Raw genomic sequence first — 21,106 nt, forward strand, 5'->3', positions numbered from 1 at the left:
GCAGGCACTTGACTCGACAGGATGTTAGCGCTCACACTGTGTTGCACACGTCACAGTCGGTGACCCACGAAGGAGATCTGAATGCCGGTTGACCGATACACGGTTGGGGTCGACTTCGGCACCCTGTCCGGACGCGCCGTCGTCGTTCGGGTGTCCGACGGCACCGAAATCGCCTCGGCAGTACATGATTACCGACACGCAGTGCTCGAGGAGACGCTGCCCGACGGCACGGTCCGATTGCCCGACGCATGGGCCCTGCAGGTACCGGACGACTATCGAGACGTTCTGCGTCGTGCAGTACCCGCCGCGCTGGCCGCTGCGGGCATCGAGGCCGAGCAGGTGGTCGGCATCGCCACCGACTTCACCGCGTGCACCATGGTGCCCACCTACGCCGACGGCACTCCGCTGTGCGAAGATCCGCGCTTCGCCGATCGACCGCACTCGTACGTGAAATTGTGGAAACACCATGCGGCACAGGGGCAGGCGGACCGCATCAACGAACTCGCCGCGCGTCGCGGCGAGAGTTGGCTGCCTCGTTACGGCGGACTGATCTCCTCGGAATGGGAGTTCGCCAAGGCACTGCAGATTCACGAGGAAGATTCCGAGATCTACGACGCGATGGACCGATGGGTCGAAGCCGCCGATTGGATCGTGTGGCAACTGTGCGGACACTACGTACGCAACGCCTGTACCGCCGGTTACAAGGGCATCTATCAGGACGGGCACTACCCGTCCGTGGACTTCCTCACCGAACTGGCACCGGGCTTCGGTTCCTTCGTCGCCGACAAGCTCGATCAGCCTTTGGGCGAGTTGGGTTCTCGTGCAGGTACGTTGACCGCCGAGGCTGCGCGATGGACCGGACTTCCCGAGGGCATAGCCGTCGCCGTCGGCAACGTCGATGCGCACGTGACGGCACCCGCGGCCGGAGCGGTGGAACCGGGCCGAATGGTCGCCATCATGGGGACCTCGACCTGCCACGTGATGAGCTCGACCGTCCTGAAGGAAGTTCCCGGCATGTGCGGGGTGGTGGACGGCGGAATCGTCGCCGGATCGTTCGGCTACGAGGCAGGGCAGAGCGGCGTCGGCGACATTTTCGGATGGTTCACGCGCACATCGGTTCCCGCGGCGTACAGCGAGGCGGCTGCTGCGGCAGGTGAGTCGGTGCACGAGCACCTGACCCGCCTCGCGCAGGCGCAGGACGTGGGCGAGCACGGACTCGTCGCGCTCGATTGGCACAGCGGGAACCGGTCGGTTCTGGTCGATCACGAGCTCTCCGGCCTGGTCGTCGGGACCACGCTGGCCACGCGTCCCGAGGACACCTACCGTGCGCTGCTCGAAGCAACCGCATTCGGAACCCGCGTCATCGTGGAAACCTTCCGCAACAGTGGCGTCCCGGTCGAGGAGTTCGTCGTCGCCGGCGGGTTGGCACGCAACGCGCTGCTCATGCAGATCTACGCCGATGTGCTGCGAATGCCGTTGTCGGTCATCGCCTCCGCACAGGGACCTGCTCTGGGATCTGCCATCCACGCGGCGGTGGCGGCCGGGTGCTACCCGGACGTGCCCGTCGCCTCGAAGTCGATGGGCAAGGTACACCGGGCCGCTTTCGTGCCCGACGAATCGCGATCGAAAGCCTACGACTCCCTGTTCGAGATCTATCTGGAATTGCACGACCGGTTCGGCCGGGACGTGCCGACCATGCGCCGTCTGCGAGCACTGCGACGTGACGCGCTGACCCGAAGGGTGGATGCACGATGACCGTCGTCGACGACGTGCGCGAGGCCATCGAGCAGATCCGCCGCGACGTCTGCACCCTGCACGCCGAATTGATGCGGTACGGACTGGTCGTGTGGACGGCAGGCAACGTCTCGGCGCGGGTTCCGGGCCGGGATCTGATGGTCATCAAACCCAGTGGCGTCTCGTACGACGATCTCACGCCCGGCAACATGGTGGTGTGCGATCTGTACGGCAAGGTGGTCGAGGGTGACCATGCGCCGTCATCGGACACCGAAGCGCAGGCCTACGTCTACCGACACCTCGATCACATCGGCGGTGTGGTGCACACACATTCGCCGTACGCGGTAGCGTGGGCGGCCCGAGGAGAACCGATTCCCGTGGTCACCACGATGTGCGCGGACGAGTTCGGCGGAGACATCCCGGTCGGACCCTTCGCCACGATCGGCGACGACTCGATCGGACGCGGCATCGTCGACACCCTCGCGGACAGTCGATCTCCCGCCGTGCTGATGCAGAACCACGGTGTGTTCGCGGTGGGACCCACCGCTCGATCGGCGGTGAAGGCGGCTGTCATGTGCGAGGACGTCGCGCGATCGGTACATCTGTCCTACCAACTGGGACAGCCACTTCGCATTCCGAGCGCATCGGTCGACGCGCTCTACGACCGCTATCAGAACGTCTACGGCCAGCGCTGACCGGCGCGCCGAATCTTCTCTCCACGGAGGTACTCCCATGTCCGAAGTATGGTTTCTCACCGGTAGTCAAAGCCTCTACGGGCCCGAGACCCTCGAACAAGTCGCAGCCCAGTCTCGCGAGATCGCGGACAAACTCGATGCGGCACTTCCTGTCTCGGTGGTCTGGAAGCCGGTTCTGCTCGACGCGTCGTCCATCCTCGGCACCATGCGCGAGGCCAATGCCGCCGATGAATGCGTGGGCGTGGTGACGTGGATGCACACCTTCTCCCCCGCCAAGATGTGGATTGCCGGCCTCGATGCGTTGGACGTTCCGCTGCTGCACCTGCATACGCAGGCGGGAATGTCGTTGCCCTGGTCCACGATCGACATGGAGTTCATGAACCTCAATCAGGCCGCCCACGGTGATCGCGAGTTCGGGCACGTCGAGTCCCGGGTGGGGGTTCTGCGCACGATCGTGGCGGGCCACGTCGACAATCCCGCGGTTGTGGAGCGTGCGGAGCAGTGGGTGCGAGCGGCCCTCGGCCGAGCGGAGCTGAGGTCACTGCGCCTGGCACGTTTCGGCGACAACATGCGCGACGTCGCAGTGACGGAAGGCGACAAGGTCGAAGCGCAGTTGCGATTCGGAGTCTCCGTCAACACCTACGGCGTCAACGATCTGGTCGAGGTGGTGGACGGAGTGAGCGACTCGGCGATCTCGGACCTGATCGACGAATACCGCTCGTCCTACGACATCGCACCGAGCCTCGACAAGGGCGGTGACCGCCACGAATCCCTCCGCTACGGTGCTCGTGTCGAAGCCGGGCTGCGGCAGTTCCTGACCGACGGCGGATTCAAGGCCTTCACCACCAACTTCGAGGATCTCGGCGGACTTCGTCAGTTGCCCGGGCTCGCAGTGCAGCGCCTCATGGCCGACGGATACGGCTTCGGCGGCGAGGGTGACTGGAAGACCTCGATGTTGTTGCGCGGCATGAAGGTGATGGCCGAGGGACTCGACGGTGGAACGTCGTTCATGGAGGACTACACCTACAACCTCGTTCCCGGTGCGGAGAAGATCCTCGGCGCACACATGCTCGAGGTGTGCCCGTCGATCACCGCCTCGCGGCCCACCCTGGAGATCCATCCACTGTCCATCGGTGGCCGCGAAGACCCGGTGCGACTGCGATTCACCGCCGATCCAGGACCCGGCGTAGTCGTCGGACTCTCGGATGTCGGTGAACGATTCAGATTGACAGCCAACGTGATCGACGTCGTCGAGCCCGACGAGGCGCTGCCGAAACTACCCGTGGCGTGCGCTGTGTGGGAACCGCAGCCCTCACTCGCGGTGTCGGCGGAATCCTGGCTGACGGCCGGTGCGCCCCACCACACGGTTCTGAGCACCGCCATCGGTCTGCCTGTGCTGGAGGCATTCTCGGACATGATCGGCGTCGAACTGCTCACCATCGATGCGGGCACCACCACGCGTGGATTCCAACAGACACTGCGATGGAACGCGGCGTATCACCGACTCGCAGCGAGGTTGTGAGGTCGGCGATCATCCATGTCGTCTGCGATATTCCTGTTCGGCTCCGGGGTGGAGGGGGATGCTGCCGGTCATGACCAGCGACCGCGCATCGAGAAATTGGCTGCCGATCGCCTGGCTGGGAACCAGCCCGGACGACTGATCGAGAAGCACACCCACCAGTGCAGCGACAACGCGGTCCGGCACGTCCGGATGTGCCAGGAGAAGATTCGGAATGCCCACGGAGGTCACCTCCTGATGTTCGCCGTACACGTTTGCCGGTACCAGCACAGCCTCGTACGCGGTACCGAATTCGCGTCTGAGATCAGCGACGACGGTACCCAGATCGAGTAGACGAATCGCGGCTCGAGGCTGGGCAAATGCCGGTGTCGGCAACCCGCCCGCCCACATCACGGCGTCGACTTCGTTGGCCGTCAGGGCATCTGCCGCTGAGCTCATCGAGAGCTGAACCTGTTCGACAGCACCGTCTTCCGAAACACCCGCTGCGCGGAGGACTCGCTGAGATACTTCGGTGGCACCGGATCCCGGGGCACCGATGCTCACGTTTCGTCCTCTCAGATCGTCCACGGATTCGATAGTCGAGTCTGCTCGCACGGCCACTTGAAAGTAGTTCTCGTAGACGCACCCGACTGCCGCCAGCTCTCCGCTGGGATGACTGTAAGCAGCGTCCATGAGCGTCAGTGCCAGCTCGGCCTGCCGAGAACCCAATGCCTCGAGGTTGTCGACGGAGCCGGCCGAGGTGAGCGGAACGATCTGCGTTACAGCGGTTTTCGCGGCAGCGTCGGAAAGCAGTCCGGCGAACTCCCAGAAGAAGCCACCGACCTCGCCTGCAGCGAGGCGCAGCTGCATCGGCGGATCCGAGGCGCAGGCACCCGCGAAAGCAGCGCTCAGTGCCAACAGACCGGCCTGCAGCGCCGTTCTACGCGAGAGCGACGCTGCATGCTCGGCCATGTCAGTCACTGTAGGGCGTCACAGGTCACTGGAACGCTCGACCCTGCTCTCGGTCGAGTACGGTCTCGGACTTGTTGCGCAGTACGAAGATGTACACAAGCAGCGAGATGGCGATCACGACCGTCACGTAGAGGATGAACCAACCCACGTGCTCGCCGTTCTTCGCGGCTTGGTAGATCAGTGGTGCTGTGCCGCCGAAGGCCGAGTTGGCGAGTGCGTATCCCAAGCCGACGCCGAGTGCGCGGACGTGAGAGGGGAACAGCTCTGCTTTGACGATCGCATTGATCGAGGTGTAGCCGGTGAGGATGACGTAGCCGACGCACACCAGTGCGAGCGACTGCACCACTGACGTCGCCGTCGGCAGGTACGTGATGAGTACGTAGGTGTACAGCACGCCTCCGATACCGAAGAAGACGAGCAGCGGCTTGCGGCCCACCTTGTCGCTGATCATTCCGCCGATGGGCTGCAGCAGCATAAGGAAGACCAGGCCGGCGAGGTTGATCCAGGTACCGGTCATTCCCCGGTCCTCGTACGCGGTCTTGACCATCGAGGGTGCGTTGACGCTGTAGGTGTAGAACGCAATGGTGCCACCGGCCGTCACCATGAAGCAGATCAGCAACGCCCGCCAGTGGTTGGCGACCAATTCCTTCAAGGAACCGGAGGCTTTGTCCGCACCGCTGCGAACGGCGTCGAGTTGATCCTCGGTCAAGGATTCGTCCATGCTGCGGCGCAGCCAGAAGACCACCACTGCCGCGACTCCGCCGATGAAGAAGGCTATGCGCCAACCGAAGTCCTCGATCTGTTCGCGCTCGAGGAACACCTGCATCAGCAGCAGAGTCACCTGTGCGAGCACATGCCCACCGACGAGGGTGACGTATTGGAACGACGAGAAGAATCCCCGACGCTCGCGCGTGGCGGCCTCGGACATGTACGTCGCCGACGCACCGTACTCACCACCGGTGGCGAAGCCCTGAACCAGCCGGCACAGGATCAGGATCACGGCGGCCCATACGCCGATGCTCTCCCGTCCGGGAGTGAGCGCGATGACCAGCGAGCACGCCGCCATCATCGAGACGCTGAACGTCAGTGCAGCCCTGCGCCCGTTGCGGTCCGCGTAGCGGCCGAAGAACCACGACCCGACCGGTCGCATCAAGAACGTGACCGCAAAGATCCCGTACACGTAGATGGTGGAGTTCTTGTCGGCGGAGTCGAAGAACTGATTCTCGAAATACGTCGCGAAGACGGTGTAAACGTACACGTCGTACCACTCGACCAGATTTCCGGACGACCCCCGCAGCGTGTTGAAGACGGCACGGCGGGTGGCAGCGCGAGAGGAAACGGGTGGACTCGGGAGCGTCGAACCGGTGATCGAGGTGGCCTCGTTGGCCATGGTTTGGTCCTTCCACATTCAGCGGACAATTGGGCTGCCGGTCAACGATCGGCAACCGAAGCCTCCCTACTGTGACGGCAAGCACAGCCCGGAACCAAGCCGTTTCGGATTTCCTAACACTCCCTTAGGAAACGACTTTCGGAAGGCGCAGTTCGATCCGCAGTCCCACTGGCCGACGCTCCATGACCCGAAGGGATCCGCCGGCTCGCTCGGTCAGGGCGTGGACGATCGACAGACCCAGACCGGTACCGTCGCCGTGCGAACCGGACGCTCGATAGAACCGATCGACGACCTTGCCGAGTTCGTCAGTGGGCACGCCCGGTCCGTTGTCGGACAACCACATCGTGACGTCCGCATCACTGCTTCGATAGTCGATCTCGATGCCGGAGCCGGAGCCGGCGTACTTGGTTGCATTGCTCAGCAGAGCGTCGAGAATTCGAGTCAGGTCGTCCTCCGACATCGCAACGCGACAATCCGCATCGGCATCCGGCTCCGAGACGTGAACGGTCATTCCCGCCACGACTATCGTGCTGAACCAGAATTCGACTCGATCTGCGACAACCGCACCGAGATCGCAGCCGGGAGACCGGGTGCTCGCCGGGGTTTCGGCAGCTGCGAGAACGAGCAGACCTTCCACCACGGAGCTCAAACGATCCACCTCGAGTGTGGTCCGCCGGTGCGCATCGGTCGCCGAATCCGGCACCCGCATTCCCAGCACGTCCATCCGAATTCGCAATGCTGCCAGTGGGTTCCGGAGAGCGTGGGCGGTGTCGGCCACCAATCGACGTTGCGCAGCGGTGGCGGCCTCGACGTCGTCGGCCATAGCCTCGAAGGCACTGGACAGCTCACGCACCTCCGGTGGCCCGACGTAGGGCACCGGCTCGAGTCGGTGCGACCCCTCGACCGACACCTGATCGTGGAACTTGTCGCCGAACGAATGGACTCGCGAGGACAATGCGCTCAGCGGACGAACGACCCAGCGCGACAACGCAACAGCGATCACCGCGACCGTCGCGAGGATCAGCATGGCACCGACAGCGATGACCACCCAGGCAATCGCGACGTCCCTGCGTGCAGAATCGGTGGACGCCTCTAGCACCACTGCGCCGTCCACTTGCGTTCCCCCACCGACCGGGGCGGCAATCAACACCGAGGAATCCGACCACGGCGTCAGACTCGACGGTAGGTCGCCGCGCTGATTGCGCAGCGCTCCTGCCACCGACTGCTGGACGTCGACACGCTGCACGTCCAGACCTGATTCCGCCCGCACCCCTCCGGTGCGATCGACGACGGCAACTCCCTCGTCGTACAGACTGTTGTAGCGCTGCAACGATTCTCGGATACGGGCTACGCCGGATTCGTCTTCTCGCGAGCTGAGTTCCGCAAAGAACGATGCTGCGGCGGCCCGATTCTCGCCGAATCGTTGGGCTCGTTCGCGACCGACCAACAGCGCGAGGGGAACCGACAGAGCAAGCACGACCACGGTGGAGTAGATCATCAACACCAAAAGGACACGCCGCCGCACGTCAGGTATCCCAGCGGTAGCCGAAGCCGCGGATCGTGACGATGGCACCCGGGCGAGCAAGCTTGGAACGCAACGCCGTCATGTGTACGTCGAGCGTTCGTGAGATCGCGACGTAGGCGTCACCCCAGATGGCGTCCATCAACTGTTCCCGGCTCACTGCTTCACCGCGTCGCGTCACGAGATGAGCCAACAGGTCGAACTCCTTGGTGGTCAGCGCAACAGCGCGTCCGCTGACTTCGACGGCACGGCCGGAGAGATCGACGACGATGTCACCGAGCGTCAGCCTGTCGGCCGTGGGTTCGGTGGCCGCGCTTCGACGATGCGCGGCCACCTCGAGTCTCGCGTGCAATTCACCCAATCGAGCCGGCTTGACGACGTAGTCGTCGGCACCGCCGCGCAGGGCCCGCACCACCGAGCGCTCGTCGTCTCGCGCCGTCAGCACCACCACCGGAACCGAACTCAGCGTCCTGAGCTTTCGAAGAACGTCGAGGCCATCCATGTCGGGCAGTCCGAGATCCAGCAGCACAATGTCCATCTCGTGATAGCCGAGCAGGGCGTCGGCACCGCGGCGCATGCGGACAGGCGTGTGCCCCACCTCGGTCAACGCGTCCACCAATGCATCACCGAGTCCGTCGTCGTCCTCCACCACAGCTATTCGCATCGAACTCAAGATAGGCCACTGGACGCGCGCGGACGTGACTGTTCACCATCGGGTGTCATCCGCGGGATGCCGCCGGTGAGTGACGGTAGTGAACACACAGCTGCGGCCCGTGGGAGCACCCAGTTCGTCAGGCAGGTGTACTTGCGCGAAGTCCGGGTGCCAGAGCGATATCGATGACTTGCTCGAGCGTCAGTACACCCTTGGCGTTCACGTCGATTCGGGTGCCGTCGATCGCGCTCGCAACGACGCGAGTCGTGTGCGTGCTGTCCTGGATGTCGAGCACAGTTCCGTCTGATTGCGTCGACCGCTGGTCGACGAAGCCCGCGAAGCACGGACCAGCGGGCTGATCGGACAACCCGACGGTGACTGTCAGCGTGCCGGTCCGGTTGCCGACGGTGACGGTTCCGAGCGCGTCGGCCTGGCCGTCGAGCGACTGCCGTACTGCGCCCGCGTCGAAACCGAAGGTCGGTGCGAACGGTTCGGGTTCGACGGTCGCTCCGGTGGGAAGTGCCGCGATCAGGGCATCGGTCATCGACTGTGCTTTGGAGTCGAATCTCCACGGCACTTCGGAGTTGTCGGCGTCGCCCTCGATGGCGAATGCGTAGTTCACTCGCACGGAGTCCTCGGGCTGAATGACCTCCGCGCAACCTGGAATCGTGATCGGGTCGGGCTGCGGTTCGTGCAGCAGTCCGGCAACAACCGTGCCGACAGCAACAATCCCGACAATCACTGCAACCGTCGACCATACCGAGCCCCGTGCGCCTGTCGATGTCATACGGTCCTTGTCATTTTCGGAACGTTGCGTGTCGCGGGGTGTAGTTCTGTGCTCACTGGGGCACACCCACATTGTCCAACCTATGGCGACTCCTCGCCCCGACCCTGTGGAGACTTCATGACAATGCCGACCGACGCAAGCGATGCAGTTCCGTCCGAAGGCAGCAACGACGGCCCACGCGAGCACACCGCCGAAACGGACGCGGTCGAGGGCGCACACGTGGACGACGAGAACGTGCCACACCCTCCCGAGAACGGAAACGTGCAGAACTGAACCGCGAGTCGACGGCATGATCGGTACATGATCACGAACCCGTCCGTCGAACAGTTCCGCAGGTTGGCACAGTCGTCACCGTGGCGGTGGAAGACCGTCGAGTTCGAGCTCCTACCTTCTCGCCACACACTGCCGGTGCACGCATGGATTCGTCGTCCTGGAAATATGCGCGTGGAGGACGCCAAGGGCAAGGTTGTCGAAAGAGTGTGCGCTGGTGTGCCGTTCGCCGACACGGTCGTGCAGTACTCGAACGGTGCATGTAGTCCGGCGGAGGGGCGTTGGCCGTCGGACACTTCACCGACGTTCGACTCCGACGGCCTCGTGTCTGCTCTACCGTCCATCACCAATTCATGGCTCGTGGATTACGACGATCCGTTCTACGAGAACTACCAGTGGATCGCCATGCTCAACCCGATCGAACTCACCCGCTCTGCTCACGATCATTCGTCCACCGAGACGGTCACGGAACTGTCCGAGGTGAGGGCCGTCGAGCATCACGGCCGACCGGCCTGGCAGGCGACTGTCGTCACGACGAACCGATACGACGCCCGATGCGAGTGCTGTGCTCTGCTCAGCGGGCACTACGACTTCGAGGCGGACCGCTGGGTCCCGGGACCACCGGAAACCGTGCGACTGGACGTCCAAACCGGCATCTGCGCCTACGTCGGCTCTCCTGGCGACGAATCGACCACAGCACCGGACCTCGACCTGACGATCATCGCCGTCGACGCTCGGATGGACGACCATCTGTTCACGGGCGGTGGCCGCGCGGAAGAAGCAACCTGACCGGTGGCCGGATTCGAGCTCGAATTGCACGGCCGGCTTGCCCGAGTTCGACTCGTGGACAACGAAGTCGCGGCAAACGCGCGCGCATTCGCCAGGCGCGCGCAGGTTCATCGACGATTCCGCGAGCATTCGGCGAACGCGCACGCGTTTGCGGTGGACAGGGAGAAGCTCGGCCACCCGAGCGAACGCGCGCGCGTTTGCGGCGATCTCTATGTTCGGCGCAACGGAATGATGCTGCGAACCCGCTCGTCCCGCAGCCACAGCGCTCCCCACGCTGCGATGCCCACGTAGATCGCGAAGAACACTGTGCTCAGCAGCGGCTTCTCGACGCGCCAATTGGTCAGCACCGCACCGCCGAGATAGCCGGTGAGCACGATGGCACCCAGGATCGACGTCACGGGAACTGCGTAGAGAACCAAGATGACGAGCATGACGATGCCGGTGATCGGCGCCATCTCGTCGCGCAGACCGAGGTCGACCGACGCGTCCTTCACCACCTGGAGATTCAGAATATGGCTGATCGCGTCGAACAGAAGAAAGACGATCACGAGGATCTGTAGAACGAGGCCGATCCGCGGGGCGATCTTGCCCGGCGTTGTGGTGTGGGTGGTGGTCATGGCTGTCTCCTCGGTAGCGGTAGATGTCTCGTGTTGGACCCGGGCCAACCGCAAAAGTCACCGCCCGCGCCCCGATCAGTAAGGTCGAGGGATGACTGTGCGAGCAGGTGTGGTGGTCACGGGAACCGAGGTTCTGGCCGGTCGCGTCACAGACCGGAACGGCCCGTGGGTGGCTCAGCGTCTTCTGGAGATGGGGGTCGACGTCGCACACATCACCGTCTGCGGTGATCGGCCGGACGATCTGACGGCGCAGGTTCGGTTCCTGGCCGATCAACGCGTCGACTTGATCGTCACCACCGGCGGTTTGGGTCCGACTGCCGATGACCTCACCGTCCCGACCGTCGCCGCGCTGTACGGTCGCGAATTGACACTGGACACCGAGCTCGAAGATCGCATCCACGCGATCGTGCAGCGGTGGCGAAGCCGAATGAGTTCTGCAGCCGACTCCGAGCCGCTGCGCGCCGGTATCCGAAAGCAGGCGATGGTTCCTCGAGGCGCGCAGTCGATTTCACCGACCGGAACCGCACCCGGGGTAGCGATACCCGCCGACGACTCCAGGTCGCTACCCGCCGTCCTCATCCTGCCCGGCCCACCTCGCGAACTGCAGGCGATGTGGCCGGAGGCACTCGACAGCGCACCCGTCGCCGAGGTTCTCGCACGCCGCACGCAGATGCGTCAGGACACCATTCGCGGCTATCGACTGTCCGAGGCCGACCTTGCCGCAACGCTGCGGACAGCCGAAAGCGAGATCACGGGATTCGGCGATCTCGAGATCACCACCTGTCTGAGCCTCGGCGAGCTCGAAATGGTGACCCGCTATACCGAGTCGGCGAGAACTGCCTACGCCGATCTCGAACGTCTCATCGAAAAAATCCATGGCACACAGGTCTTTTCGACCGATGGTTCCACGATCGACGACATCGTGGCACACCGTCTGTCCGGGCATCGCATCGCCACGGCAGAATCGTGCACCGGAGGGATGATCGCCGCACGTCTCACCGATCGCGCAGGATCGTCGGCGTACGTCATCGGCGCGGTGGTGTCCTACGCCAACGAGGCCAAGACCGGCCTGCTCGACGTCCCCGCAGAGGTCATCGAGCAACACGGAGCCGTGAGCGAGCCGGTGGCTGCGCTGATGGCCGAGGGAGCGCTGAACCGACTGAATGTCGACATCGCGGTATCGACCAGTGGCGTCGCAGGCCCGGGCGGGGGCACCGAGGCAAAACCGGTCGGCACCGTCTGTTTTGCCATCGCCTCCACCGGCCGGCCGACTGTCACCTGCACTCTTCATCTCCCCGGCGACCGGGCAAGTGTGCGTGCACTGTCCACCACCGCGGCAATGCACATGCTCGCCGACACGTTGGAGCCGGCGACCGACGCCTGAAGCTTGCTGCGCACTGCCGTCTAGTTAGGTTCGGCATTCCTTATATAGACTCCGTCGGTGCTCAGCGAGATGACCTACCTCGACCGCCCCGGCGTGCGCTTCGCGCGCGACCTCGGCCGCTTCGGTGACGACCCTGCTCTGATCACGACCGACGAGACGCTCACCTACCGTGACCTCGACGAACGCGTCGAGCATCGGGCATCGGAACTTGGAACGACGCGTCGTCTCGTGGTGATCGCCGGTTCCAACGACGTCGACGTGATCGTCACGTATCTGGCGGCGTTGCGGGCCGGGCATCCGGTGCTGATGGCTCCGGGCGAGAATCCCGCCCACTTCGATGGCCTGATCGACGCCTACCGGCCCGATGTGGTGGTGCGCACCGTCGACGGCCGCAGCGTCGTCGACAAGGACGACCGACGGCCCGCGCACCACCTGCACCCCGACCTCGCGTTGCTTCTGAGCACGTCCGGCTCCACCGGTTCACCCAAACTCGTCCGACTCTCACACCGAAACGTGCAGTCCAACGCCGAGTCGATCGCCGAATATCTCGGCATCCGGGCCACCGACCGAGCAGTGACGACCCTGCCCATGCACTACTGCTACGGATTGTCGGTCGTGCACAGCCACCTCCTGCGCGGTGCCGCACTGATTCTGACCGATTCGTCCGTCACCGATCCCGACTTCTGGACCCTCGTGCGGACTCAGCGCGGAACGACGTTCGCGGGTGTGCCGTACACCTTCGATCTGCTCGACCGGATGGGGTTCGATCAGCTGGATCTGCCCGATCTGCGCTACATCACGCAGGCCGGCGGCAAGATGCCGCCGGACCGCGTCCGAAAATACGCAGAGCTCGGTCGACGTCGGGGATGGGACCTCTTCGTCATGTACGGGCAGACCGAGGCAACGGCCCGAATGGCCTATCTGCCATCCGATCTGGCCGTCACTCACCCACACACCATCGGCCGTCCGATTCCCGGGGGAGCCTTCCGACTGGAGACGGTCGACGACTGTCCCAGTGGGACAGGCGAACTCGTCTACTCGGGGCCGAACGTCATGCTCGGCTACGCCGAGAGTCCCGACGACCTTCGCCTCGGTGACACCCTCGCCGGCGAACTGCACACCGGCGATCTCGCGCGACTCACGGACGACGGATTCTACGAGGTGGTGGGCCGCCGAAGTCGATTCGCGAAGGTCTTCGGCCTGCGTATCGACCTGCAGCGCGTCGAGTCAGCGCTCGCGCAACGTGGGTTCACGGCATGCTGCGCCGGTGGTGTCGACGAGCTGGTCGTCGTCATGGAGGGCGGAGACATCGACGCCGTCCGCCGCACAGCCGCGGACACCAGTGGTCTTCCCGCTGCAGCGGTTCGGGTGTGTCTCGTCGACCGAGTGCCGCGAACGCCCACCGGCAAACCCGATCTGCGAGCGGTGGCGGACATCGCTGCCCGGCAGGATCTCGTCACATCGGACACCGTCCCACCTACCGCCGATGTGAAGGCTCTGTTCGCCGAGATCCTGCACTGCTCACAGGTGGAGGACGACAGCACGTTCGTGAGTCTCGGCGGTGACTCGCTGTCGTACGTCCGAATGTCCCTGCGGCTGGAGGCCATGCTCGGCCATCTGCCCGAGAACTGGCACACCACACCGGTGCGAGACTTCGATCGAGGTCCGCGCTCACGCCGAGGCTGGCACCGAGTGGAGACGAACGTTCTGCTGCGCGCCCTCGCGATCCTGCTGATCGTCGGCTCGCACATTCACCTGTTCGCGGTACTCGGCGGGGCTCACGTGCTTCTCGGTATTGCCGGCTACAACTTCGCCCGCTTTCACCTCGGGGCTGCAGATCGCACCGAACGAACACGACGTGTGCTCCGAAGCGTCGCGCGGATAGCAATCCCCAGCATGGTGTGGATCGGACTCGTCATTGCCCTCACCGGGGACTATCGAATCACCAGTGCATTTCTGCTCAACGGGATCCTCGGCCCGGACGGGTGGTCCGCGGAATGGCGATACTGGTTCGTCGAGGCGATCGTGTACATCGTGCTCGCCGCTGCCGCGACACTGTCCGTTCCGTGGCTCGATCGGCTCGAACGTCGTCACGCGTTCTGGTTCCCGATGGGCCTCGTGGGCCTCGGACTCCTCACCCGGTACGGGCTGGTCGACATCGACGACAGCCCCAACCGCATCCTGACCGCGTCGGTGGTCTTCTGGTTGTTCGCGTTGGGTTGGGCTGCGGCGCAGGCAAATACGATTCGGCAACGACTGTGGGTGACGGTAGCCATCGCGGCCACGGTTCCCGGGTTCTTCTTCGGAGACACGCAACGAGAAATCATCGTCACCATCGGCCTGTGCATGGTGGTATGGCTGTCGTCGGTTCCGTTCCCCGCGTTGCTGGGCCGGTTGGCAGGAGTTCTGGCGAGCGCCTCCCTCTTCATTTACCTCACCCATTTCCAGGTCTATCTGCCGCTGCGCGACGACCATCCCTGGCTGGCATTCGCCCTGTCGATCGTCGTCGGGATTCTGTACTGGGAGGCGGTCGAATTCGTTTTCTCCCTCCGCCGTCGAATCGCGTCTCGGGTTCGACGATACGATCGGACCCCGCCGGTAGCACGAGGGCGGGCGCGTATTCTGACGTTCGACGACGAGGTCTGACGAGGGGTGCCTTTTCGGTACACCTCTCACCAGAGACTGTTTCGGCCCGGTCTGCCCATGTTGGATCGAGTCATGACAACTTCTGTAAAGGCATACGCCGCAACCGCAGCTGATCAGCCCCTGTCTCCTTCCACCATCGAGCGCCGCGATGTCGGACCGCACGACGTCCGGATCGACATCGAGTTCGCGGGAATCTGTCACTCCGACATACACACCGCACGAGGCGAGTGGGGCCCGGTGCCATACCCGCTGGTCGTCGGCCACGAAATCGCAGGAACAGTGGCCGAGGTCGGATCCGCCGTCACCAAGCACGCCGTCGGCGATCGAGTAGGAGTCGGCTGCATGGTCAACTCGTGTGGCGAATGCGCCCAGTGCGTCAAGGGACTCGAACAGTACTGCCTCGTCGGCAACATCCAGACCTACGGCGGCACCGACCGCGACGGCACGACCACCCAGGGCGGCTACTCTCAGCAGGTCGTCGTCACCGAACACTTCGTCGTCAAGATCCCCGACGGCATCGCGCTCGACGCCGCCGCACCCCTGCTGTGCGCCGGCATCACCACCTATTCACCCCTCCGCCACTGGGGAGCCGGACCCGGCAAGAAGGTCGCTATCGTCGGCATGGGCGGACTGGGCCACATGGCCGTCAAGATCGCCCACGCCATGGGAGCCGAGGTGACCGTGCTGTCGCAGTCGCTGAAGAAGCAAGAGGACGGACTCCGACTGGGAGCGGACCACTATTACGCAACCAGCGACCCCGATACGTTCGAGAAACTCGCGTCCACATTCGATCTGATCATCAACACCGTCAGCGCTTCGATCGACCTGAACGCCCACTTGTCTTTGCTCGCCGTCGACGGCGCAATGGTCAACGTCGGTGCTCCTGCGGAACCGCTTCCGGTGCAGATCTTCTCGCTCATCCCCCACCGCAGGACTTTTGCCGGCTCGGCCATCGGTTCGATCGCCGAAACTCAGGAAATGCTCGACTTCTGCGCCGAGCATCATCTCGGTGCCGACATCGAAGTGATCTCTGCCGACAAGATCAACGACGCGTGGGAGCGGGTGCTCGCCTCCGACGTTCGCTACCGCTTCGTCATCGATACCTCGACCCTGGTCTGATCATCGCAGGACAGGGCAGAACTAGCCCGCCGTTGCACGCACGCGATGTGCTGGCAACGGCGGTCTTTCTGCATCGGGATTCGGCCGGCCTGTCGTCCTGAAGGGTGTATCAGCAGGGCATCGCTCGATTCGTCGGACAGTCCTACCCTTGAACGCATGGACACCAAGGCCGAGGTGCGCGAGTTCCTCATGACGCGTCGAGCCAGGCTCACCCCGGATGCGGCCGGGATCACGGGCGGAGGCAACCGTCGCAGAGTCCCCGGACTACGACGAAGTGAAGTGGCAGCACTCGCAGGACTGTCCGTCGAGTACTACGCGCGCATCGAGCGCGGTGCCATCGGCGGTGCATCGGCGTCCGTACTCGACGCACTCTCGCGCGCACTACAACTCGACGACACCGAGCACACACACCTTCTCGACCTCGCCCGAGCCGTGGACGGCGTCCCGACCTCAGGACGTCCGCGACGGAAGGCTGCGCGCCCTGCAACTCAGAGGATCAGCCTCCAGTGGGCCCTCGACTCGATAACGGACGGAATTGCCTTCGTTCGCAATCAACGTCAAGACCTTTTGGCGACCAACGAACTCGCAAAAGCGTTCTACGCTCCGTTGATCGGGGACGGTGGACGAACACCCAATCTCGCCCGATTCCAGTTTCTGGATCCGTCGTCCAGAGAGTTCTACCCCGACTGGGATACCTTCGCAGAAATGTGCGTGGCCATCATGCGCGCCGAAGCAGGCCGCGACCCCCATGACAAAGGACTCCAAGACCTCGTCGGTGAACTCTCCACGCGCGACGAGACATTCCGAAAGTTGTGGGGTGCCCACAACGTTCGGACCCACGGGGCGGGCATGAAGCGCTTCAACCACCCGGTCGTCGGCGAGGTCCACCTCGCGTACGAGGCGCTTGCGATCACCGCTGATCCCGGATCCTTCCTCATGATCTATACCGCGGAGCCAGGCTCGCCGAGCGCGGAGCGCATTCGCCTCCTTGGATCATGGGCAGCAGAACATACAAAAGCGCAGACGTAGTTCGGTGCTCCGACTTGTCAGACTCCCGACCACGAGCGCACAATTTGGCACCATGGCATTGATCTCGAAGGGCTTCGTGGGCCGACGACGCGGCGACGACGGGCGCACTCCCCCCGGTCAGTACCTGACCAAGGACTTTCCCGTCCTCGCGATCGGGCCCGCGCCCGTGGTCGCGACCGACACGTGGTCCTTTTCGATCACCACCGAACGCGGCGACAGTCGCAGCTGGACCTGGGACGAATTCGCGGCACTTCCGCACGAGAGCCCGACCGTCGACATCCACTGCGTCACCAAGTGGTCGAAGCTCGATACGACGTGGAAAGGCGTGAGCCTGGACGTTCTGTTGGACGGACTCGACACCGATGCCGGGTACGTCGTGGTGCACGGCTTCGACGGCTACACCACCAACCTCCCCCTCGAAGACCTCAGGGATGGGAAGGCCTGGCTGGTCACCGAGTTCGACGGCGCTCCCCTGGCTCGCGAACACGGCGGTCCCGCACGGCTTCTCGTTCCGCATCTGTACTTCTGGAAATCCGCGAAATGGATCTCACGCATCGAGCTCACGCTGGAGAACGAACAAGGCTTCTGGGAGCGTGGTGGATACCATGACTACGGAGATCCGTGGCGCGAGCAGCGATACCAGGGCGACTGACGTGACATCGGCGGCCGGGGCGAAACCCTGGCTCGTTGCCACGGTGGCGGCCGTGCGGCGTGAGACACCCACTGCGTCCACCCTCGTTCTCGACGTCGACGGTTGGCCCGGCCACCTTGCCGGGCAGCATGTGGACGTCAAGCTCACCGCCGAGGACGGCTACAGCGCACAGCGAAGCTACTCCTTGGCGTCGGCACCCGACGGCACGTCGCGCATCGAGATCGCGGTGCAGAACGTCGCGGACGGCGAGGTATCGCCCTACCTGGTCGACGTCGTCGAAGCCGGTGATCGCATCGAAATCCGCGGTCCGGTGGGCCGATGGTTCGTCTGGCGGCCGTCCCAGCCCTCCGAGAGACCGTCCCCGCCGATCCTGTTGGTGGGTGGCGGTTCCGGCATCGTCCCGCTCCGCGCGATGGTCCGCGCGCAGGCGTCCGCAACGGGTGGACGGGTGCCGTTCCGGGTGCTGTATTCGGTGCGCGAGCCCGCGGAGGTCTACTTCGCGGACGAGTGGGCTCGCCCTCCGGCGGGCGTGGACATCACCATGATCCACACGCGGCGCGCTCCTGCAGGTAACGCACGCCCCCTCGGCCGCATCACGATCGAAGACCTCGACGCCCACGGATGGCCGGCGGAGTTCGAACCACGCTGCTACATCTGCGGTCCCACGAGCTTCGTCGACACCGTGGCCGACATGCTGGTGGAGCGGGGCCACTCGGCCGCGAACATCCGAACGGAACGTTTCGGACCGAGCTGAAGGGCGATGAATCAGACGATGCCGCGGAGAAACTCGATCTTGAGGCGGCTGTAGTCGTCGGTCCACTGTGAATCCACCGACATGAACGAGTGGTCGAGTCTCGCCTGATTCTTGCTGTACAGGTTCAGACGATTGGCGACGCCCATTCTGTCCAGCTGGGCGCTCAGTTCGGCTGCCTGGTCGGGAAAAGTCCCGGTGTTGCCGTCGGAGATGAAACTCGGTGGAAAGTCGGCGGTGACATTGTCGATGATGTTCGCCTGCGCAAGCAAAGCGGTGTCGGTGGTGTCGAGATAGCTTCGGGCGGCGATGTCGAAGAAGAAACCGTTCGACGGGCTCGGTGATTGCGGTGCGCCCGCTCTACCGACGTCGAGGGCTGCACTCTCGAACACGATCGCCTTCAGAGCACTTCGGTCCATGGTGGGTTCGATACCCAGTGCTCGCGCGTACTCGGAGTTGGTCTGCACGGCGGCGTAATTGCCCACGATGTGACCACCCGCGCTGGTTCCGGCGAGCACGACGCGACTCATGTCGAGTCCGTAACGGTCGGCGTTCGTTTCCAGGAACTGCATGGCCTGGCCCAGTTGTATTGTCTGCGTGGGGAATCGGTAACTCGGTGCGAACGCGTAGTTCACCGACACCACGTTGTAGCCGGCGTCGAGCATGGGGCCGGCCCACGACGCACCGGCGGAATCTGCGCTGGGAGCACCGTCCGTTTTGTCGCCGACGATCCAGCCACCACCGTGAATCGTGATGTATGTGGGCCGGCCGACCGATGGATCGTCGTCGGCGATGTAGATGTCGAGGAACGAATTCGGAAGCGTCGAGCCGTATTCGACGTCGTTGGTGAGGCGCGCACCGTCGACCACTGTCGTCGCAGTCCGGGCGTCGGCCTCGAAGGAATTGCTCTGCCCCACTGCATGCAGGGATCGAATCAGCGGAGCCGGACTGGCCGCCGTGCCGACGACCACCGCCGAGACCAGCAATGCAACAGCTGCAGCGACGCTGACCGGGATTGCGGTGGCCACCCTCCGCGTGGAGGCCCTCGAACGGCCTGCCCATGCCGACGCGAGCATGAAGAAGCCGAGCGCCGTTGCCGCGGTCAAGGTCGTGACCCACAGTGCGTGAAGGCCCGTCACCAACCATGCCGCCTGAGCGACCACGACGACACCGCCGAGCGCGGTTCCCAGCGCGGCGGGCTTACCGGCGCGGGACACGCGCACCAGAGCGATCGACACGACAGCCACGGCGATGACCCACAATCCCACCGCGAGCTGCTGCCGGATGAGGACGAACTCGAGCCACGCGAGTACGACGCCGACGCCGCCGGTGGCCGCGAGCGCAGTCGTCATCGCTCTAGTAGGACGCGCCGATCCGCCCTCGATGCCGTACGGCACAGTCTTCCCCTCTTCGTTCGCGAGTGCGCTACCCAGCAGACGCGTGACGTTGTCTGTGCAGTTCGCGAACGGTGTCGCCGAACTCGGCCACCGGACCGTCCACAACTATGCCCGGCACGATTTGTTCGATGGGCGACGCCGTGATTGCCAGTGGTGCAGCACCGAATTCTTCGAGCCACGTGAGCAATTGAGCCGTCGATGTGGCGTAGACGATGCGACCGAGTCCGACGATTCCGTGGCTCGCAGCACACATCACGCAATGCTCACCGGAGGTGTAGACCGTCGCCGATCGCCGCTGATCGGCGTCCAGGTTGGTCGCAGCCCACCGCGACAGTGCGATCTCGGGGTGCTGGGTGGGATCGTTCAGGTCGCCGACCCTGTTCCTGTCCTCGGCCAACACTTCACCGCTGTCCGACACCAACAGCGAGCCGAACGGATCGTTGCCCGTTCGCACTGCGTCCGTTGCCAGATCCACGGCCCGGGCCAGGAATGCACGGTCGCTCGCGGAGATGTTCACACGGCACCGGTGCCGACGATCGACGTTTTCACGCCCTCGACCGTACCGTCTCGAAACACACCGCCTGCTGGACCAGTAGTACAGCACCGCCGCTGGGTATGGTCGGCGGGTGAGCTTCTCGGTACGGCCTGCGACGTCGTTCGCGGACGTGCGTGTGATTCTCGGCCCGAAGAATCCGACCTCGTCGGTGTGTTGGTGCCTGAGTCACCGCATCGATTCCGCGACCAACAGGTCACTCGTCGGCCCGGAACGCGCCGCGTACGTCGAGAAGCTGACGCGACGGAAAGTCGCGCCGGGTGTGTTGGCCTACGACGGAGACGAGGTGGTCGGCTGGGCTGCGGTCGCGCCGCGCGCGGAGTTACCGTTCGCGCGGTCCAACAAGATTCCGCACGTCGACGATCAGCCGGTCTGGACGGCCTGGTGCTTCCGAGTCAAGGCCGGACACCGCCGACGCGGCATCGCGCATGCGTTGCTGGACGGCGCGGTTCGGTTCGCAGCCGGTCGCGGCGCTCCCGCGATCGAGGGCTATCCGGTGGACAACAAGGGTGCGAAGGTCGACCTCACGATGGCCTACGTCGGCACCCGCGGGTTGTTCGAGTCGGCGGGCTTCGAGTTCGCAGCCGAGACGACGTCGGTATCCGGCGGTATCCCACGGGTGATCATGCGAAAAGATCTTCGCCGCTGA

The 21,106-nt window shown here is 64.2% G+C and carries 20 protein-coding genes; 12 read left to right on the top strand and 8 right to left on the bottom strand.

The window, feature by feature from the left end; genetic code table 11:
* The first annotated feature begins 81 nt into the window (after positions 1–81).
* Genes araB through araA form a run of 3 tightly spaced genes read left to right on the top strand, consistent with a single transcriptional unit; the run spans position 82 to position 3,951 of the window.
* Positions 82–1,755 carry a ribulokinase gene (gene araB, locus CH306_RS01940; RefSeq protein WP_032394819.1) on the top strand — a complete coding sequence of 558 codons (1,674 nt, stop codon included), beginning with the start codon at positions 82–84 and terminating at the stop codon, positions 1,753–1,755.
* Positions 1,752–2,429 carry an L-ribulose-5-phosphate 4-epimerase gene (locus CH306_RS01945; protein ID WP_045196143.1) on the top strand — a complete coding sequence of 226 codons (678 nt, stop codon included), beginning with the start codon at positions 1,752–1,754 and terminating at the stop codon, positions 2,427–2,429. The genes araB and CH306_RS01945 overlap by 4 nt, the downstream gene beginning before the upstream one ends.
* A 37-nt stretch (positions 2,430–2,466) precedes the next feature.
* The gene (gene araA, locus CH306_RS01950) at positions 2,467–3,951 is read left to right on the top strand and encodes an L-arabinose isomerase (RefSeq protein ID WP_094645508.1); all 1,485 of its coding nucleotides are present in this window, start codon (positions 2,467–2,469) and stop codon (positions 3,949–3,951) included.
* Between the two features lie 9 nt (positions 3,952–3,960).
* Here the strand turns inward: araA and CH306_RS01955 are convergent, their stop codons facing one another.
* From CH306_RS01955 to CH306_RS01975, 5 genes are all read right to left on the bottom strand, one after another.
* Positions 3,961–4,899: a TAXI family TRAP transporter solute-binding subunit gene (locus CH306_RS01955; protein ID WP_094645787.1), complete on the bottom strand. Its 939-nt coding sequence runs from the start codon at positions 4,897–4,899 to the stop codon at positions 3,961–3,963.
* Between the two features lie 25 nt (positions 4,900–4,924).
* Positions 4,925–6,289 carry an MFS transporter gene (locus CH306_RS01960; protein WP_094645788.1) on the bottom strand — a complete coding sequence of 455 codons (1,365 nt, stop codon included), beginning with the start codon at positions 6,287–6,289 and terminating at the stop codon, positions 4,925–4,927.
* 124 nt (positions 6,290–6,413) lie between these two features.
* Positions 6,414–7,814 carry a sensor histidine kinase gene (locus tag CH306_RS01965; protein WP_256981009.1) on the bottom strand — a complete coding sequence of 467 codons (1,401 nt, stop codon included), beginning with the start codon at positions 7,812–7,814 and terminating at the stop codon, positions 6,414–6,416.
* A 1-nt stretch (position 7,815) separates the two neighbouring features.
* Positions 7,816–8,475: a response regulator transcription factor gene (locus tag CH306_RS01970; RefSeq protein ID WP_094645509.1), complete on the bottom strand. Its 660-nt coding sequence runs from the start codon at positions 8,473–8,475 to the stop codon at positions 7,816–7,818.
* A 127-nt stretch (positions 8,476–8,602) separates the two neighbouring features.
* Positions 8,603–9,250 (bottom strand): hypothetical protein, encoded by a 648-nt coding sequence (locus tag CH306_RS01975; RefSeq protein WP_143545341.1) that lies wholly within the window; start codon positions 9,248–9,250, stop codon positions 8,603–8,605.
* A gap of 117 nt (positions 9,251–9,367) precedes the next feature.
* Between CH306_RS01975 and CH306_RS28945 the strand changes: the two genes are divergently transcribed.
* On the top strand, positions 9,368–9,523 hold the full coding sequence (locus CH306_RS28945) for a hypothetical protein (protein ID WP_176459362.1): 156 nt from the start codon (positions 9,368–9,370) through the stop codon (positions 9,521–9,523).
* A gap of 27 nt (positions 9,524–9,550) precedes the next feature.
* Entirely contained in the window at positions 9,551–10,309 is a 759-nt protein-coding gene (locus tag CH306_RS01980) for a hypothetical protein (RefSeq protein ID WP_094645511.1), read from the top strand.
* 209 nt (positions 10,310–10,518) lie between these two features.
* On the opposite strand, the gene CH306_RS01985 is transcribed toward CH306_RS01980, so the two are convergent.
* A complete protein-coding gene (locus CH306_RS01985; protein WP_094645512.1) occupies positions 10,519–10,926 on the bottom strand; it encodes a DoxX family protein in 408 nt (135 codons plus the stop codon).
* 91 nt (positions 10,927–11,017) lie between these two features.
* On the opposite strand from CH306_RS01985, the gene CH306_RS01990 reads away from it, so the two are divergent.
* The 6 genes from CH306_RS01990 to CH306_RS02015 all read left to right on the top strand — a co-directional run bounded on the left by CH306_RS01990 (position 11,018) and on the right by CH306_RS02015 (position 18,510).
* Positions 11,018–12,310, top strand: a complete 1,293-nt coding sequence (locus tag CH306_RS01990) for a competence/damage-inducible protein A (protein WP_094645513.1) — start codon at positions 11,018–11,020, stop codon at positions 12,308–12,310.
* Positions 12,311–12,379: 69 nt separating this feature from the next.
* Positions 12,380–14,956 (top strand): AMP-binding protein, encoded by a 2,577-nt coding sequence (locus CH306_RS01995; protein ID WP_094645790.1) that lies wholly within the window; start codon positions 12,380–12,382, stop codon positions 14,954–14,956.
* A 72-nt stretch (positions 14,957–15,028) separates the two neighbouring features.
* On the top strand, positions 15,029–16,075 hold the full coding sequence (locus CH306_RS02000) for an NAD(P)-dependent alcohol dehydrogenase (protein ID WP_094645514.1): 1,047 nt from the start codon (positions 15,029–15,031) through the stop codon (positions 16,073–16,075).
* Positions 16,076–16,231: 156 nt separating this feature from the next.
* Positions 16,232–17,104, top strand: a complete 873-nt coding sequence (locus CH306_RS02005) for a helix-turn-helix domain-containing protein (protein WP_094645515.1) — start codon at positions 16,232–16,234, stop codon at positions 17,102–17,104.
* 52 nt (positions 17,105–17,156) lie between these two features.
* On the top strand, positions 17,157–17,756 hold the full coding sequence (locus CH306_RS02010; protein WP_094645516.1) for a sulfite oxidase-like oxidoreductase: 600 nt from the start codon (positions 17,157–17,159) through the stop codon (positions 17,754–17,756).
* Entirely contained in the window at positions 17,710–18,510 is an 801-nt protein-coding gene (locus CH306_RS02015; protein WP_256981010.1) for a ferredoxin reductase, read from the top strand. The genes CH306_RS02010 and CH306_RS02015 overlap by 47 nt, the downstream gene beginning before the upstream one ends.
* Positions 18,511–18,521: 11 nt before the next feature.
* Here the strand turns inward: CH306_RS02015 and CH306_RS02020 are convergent, their stop codons facing one another.
* Together CH306_RS02020 and CH306_RS02025 are read right to left on the bottom strand one after the other, a co-directional pair.
* The gene (locus tag CH306_RS02020) at positions 18,522–19,859 is read right to left on the bottom strand and encodes an alpha/beta hydrolase (protein WP_094645518.1); all 1,338 of its coding nucleotides are present in this window, start codon (positions 19,857–19,859) and stop codon (positions 18,522–18,524) included.
* 73 nt (positions 19,860–19,932) lie between these two features.
* A complete protein-coding gene (locus tag CH306_RS02025) occupies positions 19,933–20,421 on the bottom strand; it encodes a nucleoside deaminase (protein WP_094645519.1) in 489 nt (162 codons plus the stop codon).
* A gap of 109 nt (positions 20,422–20,530) precedes the next feature.
* Between CH306_RS02025 and CH306_RS02030 the strand changes: the two genes are divergently transcribed.
* Complete coding sequence (locus CH306_RS02030) at positions 20,531–21,106, top strand: GNAT family N-acetyltransferase (protein ID WP_094645520.1); 576 nt, start codon at positions 20,531–20,533, stop codon at positions 21,104–21,106.

Origin of the sequence: Rhodococcus sp. 15-725-2-2b, assembly GCF_002259075.1 — a bacterium.
GTDB lineage: Bacteria > Actinomycetota > Actinomycetes > Mycobacteriales > Mycobacteriaceae > Rhodococcoides.

Coding starts and splice junctions, on each gene's coding strand:
- CH306_RS01995 (WP_094645790.1), top strand. CDS start 12,380: ATGACCTACCTCGACCGCCCCGGCGTGCGCTTCGCGCGCGACCTCGGC.
- CH306_RS02020 (WP_094645518.1), bottom strand. CDS start 19,859: ATGACGACTGCGCTCGCGGCCACCGGCGGCGTCGGCGTCGTACTCGCG.
- CH306_RS02010 (WP_094645516.1), top strand. CDS start 17,157: ATGGCATTGATCTCGAAGGGCTTCGTGGGCCGACGACGCGGCGACGAC.
- araA (WP_094645508.1), top strand. CDS start 2,467: ATGTCCGAAGTATGGTTTCTCACCGGTAGTCAAAGCCTCTACGGGCCC.
- CH306_RS01955 (WP_094645787.1), bottom strand. CDS start 4,899: ATGGCCGAGCATGCAGCGTCGCTCTCGCGTAGAACGGCGCTGCAGGCC.
- CH306_RS02000 (WP_094645514.1), top strand. CDS start 15,029: ATGACAACTTCTGTAAAGGCATACGCCGCAACCGCAGCTGATCAGCCC.
- CH306_RS28945 (WP_176459362.1), top strand. CDS start 9,368: ATGACAATGCCGACCGACGCAAGCGATGCAGTTCCGTCCGAAGGCAGC.
- CH306_RS01970 (WP_094645509.1), bottom strand. CDS start 8,475: ATGCGAATAGCTGTGGTGGAGGACGACGACGGACTCGGTGATGCATTG.
- araB (WP_032394819.1), top strand. CDS start 82: ATGCCGGTTGACCGATACACGGTTGGGGTCGACTTCGGCACCCTGTCC.
- CH306_RS01945 (WP_045196143.1), top strand. CDS start 1,752: ATGACCGTCGTCGACGACGTGCGCGAGGCCATCGAGCAGATCCGCCGC.
- CH306_RS01990 (WP_094645513.1), top strand. CDS start 11,018: ATGACTGTGCGAGCAGGTGTGGTGGTCACGGGAACCGAGGTTCTGGCC.
- CH306_RS02005 (WP_094645515.1), top strand. CDS start 16,232: ATGGACACCAAGGCCGAGGTGCGCGAGTTCCTCATGACGCGTCGAGCC.
- CH306_RS01975 (WP_143545341.1), bottom strand. CDS start 9,250: ATGACATCGACAGGCGCACGGGGCTCGGTATGGTCGACGGTTGCAGTG.
- CH306_RS01985 (WP_094645512.1), bottom strand. CDS start 10,926: ATGACCACCACCCACACCACAACGCCGGGCAAGATCGCCCCGCGGATC.
- CH306_RS02015 (WP_256981010.1), top strand. CDS start 17,710: ATGACTACGGAGATCCGTGGCGCGAGCAGCGATACCAGGGCGACTGAC.
- CH306_RS01960 (WP_094645788.1), bottom strand. CDS start 6,289: ATGGCCAACGAGGCCACCTCGATCACCGGTTCGACGCTCCCGAGTCCA.
- CH306_RS01980 (WP_094645511.1), top strand. CDS start 9,551: ATGATCACGAACCCGTCCGTCGAACAGTTCCGCAGGTTGGCACAGTCG.